Annotated in this window: 7 protein-coding genes; 4 read left to right on the forward strand and 3 right to left on the reverse strand. The window is 59.1% G+C overall.

The genetic code is table 11. The features are described from left to right. Position 1: 1 nt before the first annotated feature. From C6382_RS24375 to C6382_RS15865, 3 genes are read right to left on the reverse strand one after another with little or no spacing between them, the layout of a single operon-like run. Positions 2-184 carry a hypothetical protein gene (locus tag C6382_RS24375; RefSeq protein WP_107025349.1) on the reverse strand — a complete coding sequence of 61 codons (183 nt, stop codon included), beginning with the start codon at positions 182-184 and terminating at the stop codon, positions 2-4. Then, positions 181-1,314 (reverse strand): PepSY domain-containing protein, encoded by a 1,134-nt coding sequence (locus C6382_RS15860; RefSeq protein ID WP_107025350.1) that lies wholly within the window; start codon positions 1,312-1,314, stop codon positions 181-183. The genes C6382_RS24375 and C6382_RS15860 overlap by 4 nt, the downstream gene beginning before the upstream one ends. Positions 1,315-1,322: 8 nt before the next feature. Further along, complete coding sequence (locus C6382_RS15865) at positions 1,323-3,746, reverse strand: TonB-dependent siderophore receptor (protein WP_107025351.1); 2,424 nt, start codon at positions 3,744-3,746, stop codon at positions 1,323-1,325. Positions 3,747-4,058: 312 nt separating this feature from the next. Here C6382_RS15865 and C6382_RS15870 point away from each other — a divergent pair, with 312 nt between their 5' ends. Genes C6382_RS15870 through C6382_RS15885 form a run of 4 tightly spaced genes read left to right on the forward strand, consistent with a single transcriptional unit; the run spans position 4,059 to position 11,568 of the window. After that, complete coding sequence (locus tag C6382_RS15870) at positions 4,059-6,077, forward strand: type VI secretion system tip protein VgrG (protein WP_107025352.1); 2,019 nt, start codon at positions 4,059-4,061, stop codon at positions 6,075-6,077. Beyond that, entirely contained in the window at positions 6,070-6,942 is an 873-nt protein-coding gene (locus C6382_RS15875) for a DUF4123 domain-containing protein (RefSeq protein ID WP_107025353.1), read from the forward strand. Before C6382_RS15870 ends, C6382_RS15875 begins: the two co-directional genes overlap by 8 nt. Continuing rightward, positions 6,939-10,388, forward strand: coding sequence for a toxin VasX (locus tag C6382_RS15880; RefSeq protein ID WP_107025354.1), 3,450 nt, complete (start codon positions 6,939-6,941; stop codon positions 10,386-10,388). Before C6382_RS15875 ends, C6382_RS15880 begins: the two co-directional genes overlap by 4 nt. Then, positions 10,381-11,568, forward strand: a complete 1,188-nt coding sequence (locus tag C6382_RS15885; RefSeq protein ID WP_256589119.1) for a DUF6708 domain-containing protein — start codon at positions 10,381-10,383, stop codon at positions 11,566-11,568. Before C6382_RS15880 ends, C6382_RS15885 begins: the two co-directional genes overlap by 8 nt. Positions 11,569-11,581 lie beyond the last annotated feature (13 nt).

Consider the following 11,581-nt stretch of genomic DNA (forward strand, 5'->3'; position numbering starts at 1 on the left):
CCTATCGCGGGGCTGAGCAAAAGCCCCGCAGGCTGTACCACGCTGGCAAGCCCAGCCCTGCCCAGGCCAGCGCATCCCACCCGCCATCCCCCAGCAATGCGGCAAACAGGCCCGCTGCTCCGAGCAGAGCGATCAATGCGGGCATGCCGAACACAGCCCATAGGCTCGATGTCTTGCGCTTCATCCTGTCACCTGCGCCCGGGCGGCCGGCACTACGGCTGTAGCCCGACGGCGCACAACCCACAGGTACACGCCACTGCCAAGGACGATAATCGTCAGAGCGTCCAGTACGGCCCAGAGGATCTGCATCGGCCGGCCACCGTAGTCACCAAAGTGCAGCGGCTGCGACAGTCCCATCGCGCCCATGTACCAGGGCCGATCACCGACAGCGGTCACTGCCAGTGTCGTCGCATCGATCAATACCGGCGTCAGCAGGTGCGCCGTCAGGTGTGTGCCGCCTTTCATGAACACCGCGTAATGATGTTCGCTGGAAAAGCGCGTACCCGGAAACGCGATAAAGTCCGGCACCATGCCCGGCGCGGCTTCGGCTGCGATGTCCAGTACCCGGCTGACGGGTGCCAGTTGTGTCAAGGGCGGGGCGTTGCGGTAAGGCGCCACCATCGCGCTCAAACTGTCGTTGCGCCACGCCGCGATAACCAGGTCCGAAAGGGCGCTGATCACCCCGGTCACGCCAACCACCAACGCCCAGGTCAGAGTGACGATACCGATCAGGTTGTGCAGATCGAGCCAGCGCAAGCGCGGCGATTTTTCATGGCGTACCGTGGCGAACTTCAGGCGGCGCATGAACGGTGCATAGAGCACCGTACCGGAGATGATCGCGACGACGAACAGCAAGCCCATGAACGCCAGCAGCAGCTTGCCGGGCAGGCCGGCAAACATGTCCACGTGCAGGCGCAGCATGGTCATCATGAAACCGCCGTTGGCCGATGGCATTTCCACTGCCTCACCGGTGCGAGCATCGAGCATGAAGGTATGCGACGAGTTCGGTTCGGTGCCGGCGGTGGCAGCCATGATCGCTATTACGCCATTACTGTCGTCTTCATTCCAGCCGAAGTACTGCATGACCTCGCCCGGGCGGTGCGCCTGGGCTTTGAGTACCAGCTGTTGCAAGTCCAGTTTCGGCGTGTCTGCCGGCATCTCTCTCAACTCGGGTGCATCGCCCAGCAAGTGGTCGATCTCATGATGAAAGATCAGCGGCATGCCGGTCACTGCCAGCATCAACAGGAACAGGGTGCAGATCAGGCTGGTCCAGGTGTGGACAAAGGACCAGCGGCGAATGGTCTGGCTTTTCATGAACGCCCTTAGAACTTGTAATTCACGCTGGCAACCACGTTGCGCTCGTCACCGTAGTAGCACCAGTAACCGTCGCAGTTGGCCAAGTAGTCCTTGTTGAACAGGTTCTTGGCTTCGACCGCCAAGGTCATGCCTTTGAGGGTGCTGATCTTGCGGCCGAGGTCGTAATGGACCGAAGCATCGTAGACGGTGTAGGAGCCGACATGGGCCAGGTCGGTGTTGGCGGTGTTGCCGTAGTTGTCGCCGACATAGCGTACGCCACCGCCGACGCCAAAGCCGTCGAGCACACCGTTGTACCAGGTGTAGTCAGCCCACAGGGTCGCCTGGTTACGCGGGATCAGGGCCATGCGATTGCCTTGCTCGCTGGCCGCGCCCTTGAGGATTTCGGTGTCGGTATAGCTGTAGGAGCCGATCAGTTTGAGGTTGTCAGTCACCTGGGTAGTCGCTTCCAGTTCCAGGCCGCGGACCTGAAGCTCACCAACCTGACGGGTCAGGCTGCCTTCGGCTACCTTCACATTGTCCTGACGCAGGTCGTACACCGCCGCGGTGTACAGGTTTTTGCTGCCCACCGGCTGATATTTCACGCCCACTTCATACTGACGTCCCTCGGTCGGCTTGAACGACTGAGTGGCCGCGACAGCGGCACCGGTCGTAGGTTGGAACGACTCGGTGTAGGAGATGTACGGGGTCACGCCATTGTCGAACACATAGCTCAGGCCGACGTTGCCGGTGAAGGCCTTGTCGCGCTCGGTGCTGGTAGCGTCGTTCTGGTTGTGGAAGGTGGTGCCGGTGTGCACCCAGTCTTCACGACCACCGAGGGTCAGGCGCCAGTTGTCCAGGGCGATCTGGTCCTGGACGTAGAAGCCGGTCTGGTAGGTCTTCTGCGCATAGTCGTACATGGTGAAGTAGTCGACGTTAGAGAAGTCCTGGCCATACGCAGGCTTGATCACGTTGCCTGGCGGCACGCTGTAGCTCAGGCCGTAGTCCCACTTGTAGTTGGTATTCGAGCGCTGGTGGTCGAGGCCGATCAGCAGGGTGTGGTTCAGGACGCCGGTCTGGAAGTCGGCCTGGAAGTTGTTATCCACGGCGAACTGGCTGATGTCTTCGTTGACGATGCCGGTTTCCCGCGGGACCGTGCCGTCTGCTTCGACGAAGCCGTTGTTCATGGTCGCGACATTGATGCCCTGGAACGACAGATCGCTCTTGGTGTAACGCAGATTCTGGCGGAACTGCCAGACATCGTTCAAGCGATGCTCGAAGGCGTAACCGAGCGCGTAGTAAGTGCGGTCGTAGAATTCCCAGTCGGGATCGCCGAGGTTCTTGTGGTGGGAAATATCACCGGCCGGTGAGTCGAGTTTGGTGCCTTGTATCGGCAGGAACTGCCCGGAGATCCCGGTATCGTCGCGGGTGAACTGGGTGATGAAGGTCAGGCTGGTGTCTTCATCCATGTTCCAGGTCAGGCTGGGCGCAAGGTTGTAGCGCTTGTCCGGAACATGGTCGGTCGGTGAATCACTGTCGCGTACCACACCGCTGACGCGGTAGAGGAGCTGGCCCTGATCATCAATTTTGCCGGTGCTGTCGAAGTTGATCTGACGGTGGTTGTTGCTGCCAACCTGCGCTTCGACCTGGTGTGCGCTTTCGGCCTGTGGACGACGGCTGACCATGTCGAGCATGCCGCCTGGCGGAGTCTGGCCGTAGACAGATGAGGCCGGGCCACGCAGCACGGCGATGCGCTCAAGGTTCCACGGCTCGACTTTCGGGTTGGCGAATGAGCCTTTTGGCAGCGGCAGGCCATCGAGGAACTGGGTCGGGTCGAAGCCGCGGACGCGCAGCCAGTCGGAGCGGGGATCGGAGGCGTAGCCGCTGCTCTGTACGCCAGCGGTGTAGCGCAGGGCGTCGTTGAGGTTGAGAACCTGACGATCATCCAGTTGCTCGCGGGTGATGACCGTCATCGAGCGCGGGATTTCGACGATCGGGGTGTCGGTCTTGGTACCCGCAGCGGTACGGGTAGCAGTCAAGCCCGTGGCCGGCCCCCAGGCGCTTTCAAAATCACTGGTGGCGTTGATACTGGTTTCCGGCAGCGCCATGGCCCCTGCGGGCGTCGCGATCAGGCTATAAGTGCCGGCGCTGCTTTGCTGCAGTTGCAGACCGGTGCCACGCAATGCCGCCTGCAAGGCGCCCACGCCGCTGTACTCGCCGCTGACCGGTGCCGAGGTGCGACCGCTGGCCAGGCTCGGGTCCAGGGTCAGGGCAATCCCGGCCTGGCTGGCGATCTGGTTCAGGGTGCTCGACAGCGGTGCGGCAGGCAGGTTGTAACTGCGCAGGCTGGATTGTTCGGCGGCAACCAGCGGGCTGCTCACCAGCGGGGCGGACAGGGCAATGGCGATGGCCAGCAGGCTGGGGCGCAGGAAGGTTTGAACAGCGCGGGACATGCAGCAACTCCTCGACGAATAAGTGCTAACTAGCTTCCTTGCCGAGTGAGAGAGGAAAAGTGATAGGGCTTAGTGAAAATAATTTAGATTTTGATTGCGACCGAGATTGCAGGCACAAACCATCGCGGGGCAAGCCCGCTTGTGTCTTGAGTGCCCTGCCGACTGAATACCATGAAATACAAATGCATTTTAGGAAGCGTCTGACATCAATTTTTTGCCGCACTTGGTAGCTTTTCCGGGTGTCTACGCCAGCTCACGCACATTTCGTCTTGGGCTACGCGTGGTTTCCTTTCCCCGTTTAAGGACAAACGCATGGTCGCGCCAGCCAATAGCGTGCATTTCGATTTGCTGATTCCCACAGTTCGCCATGATTTCAAGGTCCTGGCGTTTAACGGCACGGAAGCCATCAGCACCCTGTACACGATCCACATTGAACTGGTCAGCGAGTACCCCGACTTCGACCTGCAAAGCCTGCTCGGCCAACCGGCGTTTTTGCGCTTTGGCCTGAACGGTGAAGGGCTGCACGGCCGTATCGAAGACGTTAGGGTGGGGGAGTCCGGCAAGCGCCTGACCCGCTATCACCTGACCCTGGTACCGGCCCTGTATTACTTGCAGTTCAGCCACAACCAGCGGATTTTCCAGCAACTGACGGTGCCGCAGATCATCGCCCAGGTACTCCACGAGCATGGCATTCAGGCCGATGCCTTCACCTTCCATGTCAGCCCCAGCCTCGCGCGCGAATACTGCACGCAATACGGGGAAGATTCCCTCATTTTCATCCAGAGGCTGTGCAGTGAAGAGGGCATTGCCTGGCACCACCAGCACAGCCCGGATGGCCACCACCTGGTGTTCACCGACCATCAAACCTTTTTTCCCAAACTGGGCGCAACCCCTTATCAGCAAGGCGCTGGGCAGGTGGCCGATCACCCGGTCGTCAGCCAGTTCTCCCAGCGTTTCAGCACCCGTACCAGCACGGTCACCCGGCGTGACTATGACCTGAAACGGCCAAGCCGGTTGCTGGAAAGCCGCTCCACCGCCGAGTTCAAGCCGGCGCTTGAGGATTACCGCTACCCGACGCTGATCGACACCGAAGAGCGCGGCAAGCAGTTGGCCCGCCAGGCCCTGGAACGGCACCGCTACGACTATCAGTTGGCGGAAGGCAAGAGCGATCAGCCCGGCCTGCGCAGCGGTCATTTCTTCGACCTGAGCGAACACCCGCGTAAAGCGTGCAACGACCTGTGGCTATTGCGCAGTGTGAGCCACGAAGGCAAGCAGCCGCAGGTGCTGGAGGAGTCGGCCGGCAGCGACAGCCAGCCCAAAGACGGTTTCAGCCAAGGCTACCGCAATACCTTCAGCGCCATCCCCTGGGACGTGTTTTACCGGCCACCGCTGGTCACGCGCAATTCGGTGCTGGTCAGCCAGACCGCCCGTGTCACCGGGCCGGCGGGCGAAGAAATTTTCTGCGATGAGCATGGCCGGGTCAAAGTCGAGTTCCACTGGGACCGCGCCGAGCTCAACAGCGACAAGAGCAGCTGCTGGTTACGGGTGTCGTCCAGCTGGGCCGGAGAGGGCTTTGGTGCGGTGACCATCCCGCGCGTCGGCATGGAAGTGGTGGTGACCTTCCTGGAGGGTGATCCCGATCAGCCGTTGATTACCGGTTGCGTGCCGAACACGCGCACACCGGTGCCCTATCCCTTGCCAGCGAACAAGACCAAGACGGTACTGCGCAGCCACAGCTCGCCGGACAGCAGTGGCTACAACGAACTGTCGATTGAGGACCGCAAAGGTCAGGAGCTGATCTACCTGCGCGCTCAACGCGACCTGGAACAAAAGATCGAGAATGACAGCCGCCTGGAAGTCGGTAACGAACGCCGGGAAACCATCAAGGGCAACAGCATCGCGGTGCTGGAGGCTGAAGACCAGTGCACGGTGACTGCGGATCGCAAGGTCGAACTCAAGGCCAACGACTACCTGCAAGTCGCCAGCAGCAGCCATACCCGGGTCGGACAAACGCTGGCGATTGAAGCCGGCCAGCAAGTGCACCTCAAGGCCGGGGTGCAAGTGATCCTCGACGCCGGGGCCAGCATCACCTTGAAAGGTGGCGGCCAGCACATCGTTATAGGGCCCGGCGGCATTTTCAGTAGTACCGAAATACAAATCGGCGGGGCCCCGGTGGCCGGCGCTGCGTCCAAACAAGCACTGCCGACGGAACTGGCTGGGCTGCACGCGCCTGTGCTGCCCCAGACGCAGCGCATGGCCTTGCTGGCCAAAAAGCCGATCTGTGTGGTTTGCAAAGCAGCTAAAAAACAAGGGGAGCAAGCCGATGCGTGAGCTACCGCCACTGCCGGATGATTTGCCCTGGATGACGCCTGCTTACTTGCTACTGGACGGTGTCAGCGTGCCGAATCTGGTGCAGCGCCTGCACTGCTGGGGCAATCCAACCTACTGCCTGTACCTGAATACGCGCTGGCATGAGCTATCAGACATTTCACCTTGTTTGCTCGTACTCAGCGGCCGCGATGATCCGCTTCTGGCGTATTTTCAGGAACACGCCGCCCTCGAATGGGGCTATCTGCTGTTTAGCGATGACGATGTTCACGCGCTACTGAGCCATTGGCGCCACTTGCTCAGTGTGGAGCAGGCAGATGGCGTGGAGGTGATGCCGCGCATTGCCGATCCAGCGGTCATGCATCAGCTGTTCAGCGTTGCGGTGCAAGACCGCAGCGCCCGCTGGTTCGGGCCTGTCACGCACGTTTGCTTGCCGGACGGCGTGGAAGGTTCCTGGCGGCAACACGCGCGAACACTTCAGGCCTGCGCTGAGCCCAAGACCTATCGATTGAGCGACCAGGAACTCACGGCATTGGGCGACGTCGAGTTTCGCAATGCCGTCTCCGGCTTATGCGAACACTTACACCGGTACTTCCCGGATTTCATGGCGACGTTTGCACCGTCTGCACGGCGTCAGTATGTGCAAGAAATGACGGAGCAGGCCTATCAACAAGGCTTCTGCTCAGATCAGGAACTTGCCCTCTACGCGAATGTTTTCGGCTATCTGACCAGACAGCCGCTGACTGACCACCCAGACATCGCTGCGTTGCTGGCGAAATCGACACCGGATGCCCCTTTGAGCCGTGTAAAGCGTGCCGCCGAGCTGGCCGAACGCCGGGCCATTGACCGAAAAGGAAGCCTGCTGTGACCACTCAACAACCACCCAGAATCAGCGCCAATACCGCCGCCATGGCCAAAAGTGTCAAGGACGTACGCTCGCCGCTCGGGGTGTGTCCGTTGATGAACAAGAACCTGCAGTTGCTGCCGCTACGTTACGGGCTGGTCGAACACCTCGATCCGGCAGCCGAGCTGAGCATGCCCCTCAAGATCAAGAGCCAGCCGCTGGGCATCCGCCTGCTGCGCGATGGTTATCTGTACATCATCGATGGCACCAGCGGTTACCTGCACGAGTACAGCGTCGAAAACGGTCAGATCACCAAGCTGCTCTGGAATAGCACCGAGGTCAGCGCTGACCAGCGCACCACGTCGGTGGGTGAACCGCACCTGGTTTTCCCTCGTCAACACACCTTGTACGCCTGCTACTCGGAAATTCAGTGGACGGCCTTCAAATGCGCGCAAGTGCTCACGTCCAAGGACGACCGCCAGCGTTTTATGCAGCGTGTCGAACTGCAGAGTGCCTGCCCGCTGCGCGGCGGTGCCAACCTGTTGAGCAAGCCACAGGCGGATAAATGGCTGGCAGAGGTCGCCGAAAACGCCCAGCTGCCCGATGCCGCAGGCATCACCCAACTGCCGCCGTCCAAGGCCTTTCCCGACGGCGCCAATCCGGAGGAGAAACGACCCTACCACTGGGAAGACCAGCCGTTGTTCCAGGACACGGCGATTGAAACACTGACCAGCAAGGTACTCGGTGCTTACCAGGATGATTACCTGTTTCTGGTGCTGCGCGACGACATTGGCGTGATGCGCGATCTGGCCGCCGCCCAGTTGAAAGTGGCTGACTGGATCGAGCAGTGGAGTGCTGACGACAGGCGTCAGACCCAGTACATGAGCGGCGCTTACATCCAGTCCTTGTACGACGTTAACGACTCGCGCCTGCAGGCCTTGAGCGCAACGGATGCGGATATCCAGGCGCTGAGGGACGAGACCAGCGAGGCGCAACAAGCGAGCATCTACGAATTCCTCAAGGTTCGTCGCGACCACAAGGATCCGGGAATCTTCGGCCCCGATCAGCACTGGCGCCGCGCGGCCGAAGTCAATGTCTATGCACGGGCCTTCATCGACATGAAGGATGCACTGGGCACGCCGCTTTATGAAAAGCACCAGCGCACCATCAACACGCTCAGCGTGCAGAGCTGGCAAACGCTGCACGGCAAGGAGCTGGGCCAGAGGGGCATCGATGATCTGGTTGATCGCGCAGCTATGGAAGCCTTCGTCATGGCCGAGCAGAACCTGCTGAGTCACTGGCATGCACGCCTGCAAATCATCCGCGACGATCGGCTCAACCTGTTCACCGCGGGCCTGTTCCACCGTGCGGCCTGGTATTACGACTTCATCCTCGATGCACAGATCAAGCACCGCCTGGAAACCGAATTCGTTTGCGTGGCGGCGATGTGCGCAGATCAGAAAGCCACGGAAAAACTGGCCGCCTACCTGGAGTCCGACCTGTTGACGGTGGTGCCCGGGCTCGACACCCTGACCTTGGCCGAACAAGTCGATGTGGCAAAGAAACTGGCAGAGTTGAGCAAGTTCACCATCAACGTTCTGTCCGCCCCGGACAGCCTGGCCGGCTTCAATGTGCTGACCAATCAGTTCCATCTCCTGATGGCCGAGCGCCTGCCCAACTACAACAACCTGAATACTCAGTTCATGGGTTTGCAGAGCATGCTGGAAGAGGCGTACAACCCGGCGCATCAGTTGAAAAGCGCTGATCAACTGGAAAGGGCTTACGACAACTTCAAACAGGCGCAAAACATCGACCCCAATGGCTACATTCGCCACATCGGAGCACCGGCACGGCTGCAGTTGCTGCGCGAGTTTTCCCGCCAGGGCCTGACATTACGAACAGCTTCGGTAGCAGAAGTAAGGGCATTCAATGATGCCCGCGAGCAGTCGATGAAACTGCGCAGTCAGCTCAAGGAAGTCTACCGGCTGCGTAACAGTGAGCTGAGGCAGCAATCCACAGGTTATGCATTGCCTGGCAGCGAAGCGGCCTACAACCAGCGTATCAACCTGCTGAAAGCCGCCCTAGTACCGTTGGAGGATCGGCTTGCGGGCGCCTTGACCGTCGGTGGCGATAGCCCGGCGCAAATCGGCACGGTGATCGATGGCCTGGATCCGCAGTTGCGTGCGGAGATGACCCGGACCGCACGGGACTTCCGGGCCACCGGAACCTTTAACAAGCCGCTGTTGGCGGCGGTGAAGTCGAAAGGCGATGGGATCGCGTTGGTGTTGTTTGTGATTCAGGGGTTGAAGTTTATCGAGGCGCTGAGCGCTCTGGTAAAACCTAATCGCTCTTTAACTGATTGGGGAATTTTCATTGATTCATTCATAGGTATGTCGGCAGCTGGCTTTGCAGCCGTGCAAGGATTGTTGGTTACGATTTTTCAAGCGCATATTGAGCAGATGGAAAGTGCTGCCGGTAAGTTAAACACCATGAGTCGTTTGGGGCATTGGGCCGGCATTTCCGGATTTGGGGCGTTTGCATTTGGTGCTCTGGCGGCAGCAATCGATTTAGGTAAGCACTCTTCACAATGGGGTAGAGCCTTGGCTAATGGCAATTACAAGGGGCTGGGTGCTAGCACGTTGCAGATTACCGGCGATGGGATACTGGCGGGCACCAACACCTGGGCAGCCAAGCACACGGGCTCGATTATCAAGAGCATCTTGTTAGCACCGACCGAGTTGCGCGCTTTAGCCTGGGCGGAGGCCAGTCCACGACTGTTGGCCATCGGTGCACGTGCTAACCTGATAGGTCTGATCGCCACCGCCCTGCAACTGGCAGGGGAAGGCTTGTACAACTATTTCAATCTGGACGACCTGCAAGTATGGATGGAGAACAGTGCCTGGGGTAATAAATCCAGGCATCGCAGCCTGCAAGACGAATGGACTGAGCTTGCCAAGGTCGTACAAAAGCCGACTTGCGATCTGATCCGCGATGACAAAAAAACTTACCTGAAACTGGTGCTACCCGGCATCAGCACCCAGGAAATGGACCACCGCAAGTTACAGTTACAAGCCTACCAACAGGGCCGTGATAACTACGTACACCAACCTTACAGGCCCACCCTGCCGCCATTGCGCTGGAAAGAAAGCACCGCCATCTGGGCGACGCGTTTCATCGTCGTCAGTGAAGAGCAACAAGCACTGACACTGCATTTACCGATTAATAATAGCGAACAAACCTCGGACTTCGCCCTGGCCTTTAGCATTGCCTACCAACTGGAAGCCGAACGCGATGTGCTCCATCACACCACTTTTGTGCTGCGTAACCTGTACATCACCCGCGCTTATGGTACGACCATCAAGACCGAGGGTACCTTTCGACTCGACTCGGTAGAGAACATGCCCCCCGGAACGGGCAAGGCACCTTTCAAGTTGTTCATCAGAGATGACCTGGCGACTGCCAATGCTTAGCAAGCTATTCAAACGCAAAGACCCAGCCGCCGCTACCGAGCCTGCCCCGGACATTCGCAGTCAGCGGCCCTGCGCCGGTGAAGTTCGGGTCAAAGGATTGAACGAAACCCTGTTCCTGTCGCCCTTACCTGTATACACCGGACAGGTTCAATCGTCGCGGCGTAACTTTTCGCAGATGAACGACACCTATCTGGAGCTGGGTGGCAGTAACCGGGGAATGGTGGAGCAAGGGAAGATATTAGCTGCCGGAATTTGGATGGTGTTGTTTACGGCTTTTATCCTTCCAGGCCTTGTCGTTTTATTCGGTGTGCTCTTTTATCCAGAAAATTTCCCTAACCCACTCCATGATTTATTTACCGGTCTCAAGGTCTCTACCAAAACTTCTGTCCTGTTTATTCTTCCATTTGGTGCCTATGTTTACGGCATGATCTCCAGCGTTTACGAAGCGGCAAAAACCTACCCCGTCCGCTTCAACCGCCAACGCCGCGAAGTCTGTTACGTCGACGGCAAAACCCACCGCGTCCTGATCGTGCCATGGGAAAGTGTGGTCGCCTGGGTGGCCAATACCCAGGGCGTCACCAGCTATGGCGCCACCCGCCAATACACCTTGGGCATGGGGCTGGAGGATGAGGAACAAGACAGAGTGCAGTTTCTGCTGCTGCCACAACCCAGCGACGCCCATTCGCTGGGGATGTGGGCAGCAATCCGCAATTACATGGAGGACGGTCAATTGGTGGATACGCCAAACCCGATGCTGGCAGTGTTGGGGTTGATTCCAACCGGGGATCGGCTCAAGCCCTACGAAGGGCTGCACACTTTTGAACTCGAACGCGAAGACGCGCGTGCCATGGGAGGTCTGGATGAAGGCGGGGAGCATTTAACGGCTGAGGAGCGAGAACGCTACGGCTATTCCAAACTATCCCGATGGCCCTTGCGATTCTGGTACATCCGTCGCGTGCTGGTGTTCTGGAAAATGCCTTACCTGCTTGCCGAATGGGGCCACCGCAAGGGGCGCCCGACGTTGCCGGAATCCGTACAGGCATGGTCACAACCGTTGCCGCCGGAACAGTGGACAAAGCCAAGCCCGGCCCTGGTGAAAGCCAATCAGATCGTCAAAGAGGCGATGGATAAGAAAGGCTCGACCTTTGTCGAGGCCTGCAAGGCGGCGGGGCTACATTGACGATGTTTAAAGA

Source organism: Pseudomonas sp. BBP2017, assembly GCF_003024385.1.
In the GTDB taxonomy this organism is placed as follows: Bacteria; Pseudomonadota; Gammaproteobacteria; order Pseudomonadales; family Pseudomonadaceae; genus Aquipseudomonas.

Excerpts from the sequence above, each read along its gene's own strand:
- C6382_RS24375 (WP_107025349.1), bottom strand. The coding sequence starts at position 184 with ATGAAGCGCAAGACATCGAGCCTATGGGCTGTGTTCGGCATGCCCGCA.
- C6382_RS15860 (WP_107025350.1), bottom strand. The coding sequence starts at position 1,314 with ATGAAAAGCCAGACCATTCGCCGCTGGTCCTTTGTCCACACCTGGACC.
- C6382_RS15865 (WP_107025351.1), bottom strand. The coding sequence starts at position 3,746 with ATGTCCCGCGCTGTTCAAACCTTCCTGCGCCCCAGCCTGCTGGCCATC.
- C6382_RS15870 (WP_107025352.1), top strand. The coding sequence starts at position 4,059 with ATGGTCGCGCCAGCCAATAGCGTGCATTTCGATTTGCTGATTCCCACA.
- C6382_RS15875 (WP_107025353.1), top strand. The coding sequence starts at position 6,070 with ATGCGTGAGCTACCGCCACTGCCGGATGATTTGCCCTGGATGACGCCT.
- C6382_RS15885 (WP_256589119.1), top strand. The coding sequence starts at position 10,381 with ATGCTTAGCAAGCTATTCAAACGCAAAGACCCAGCCGCCGCTACCGAG.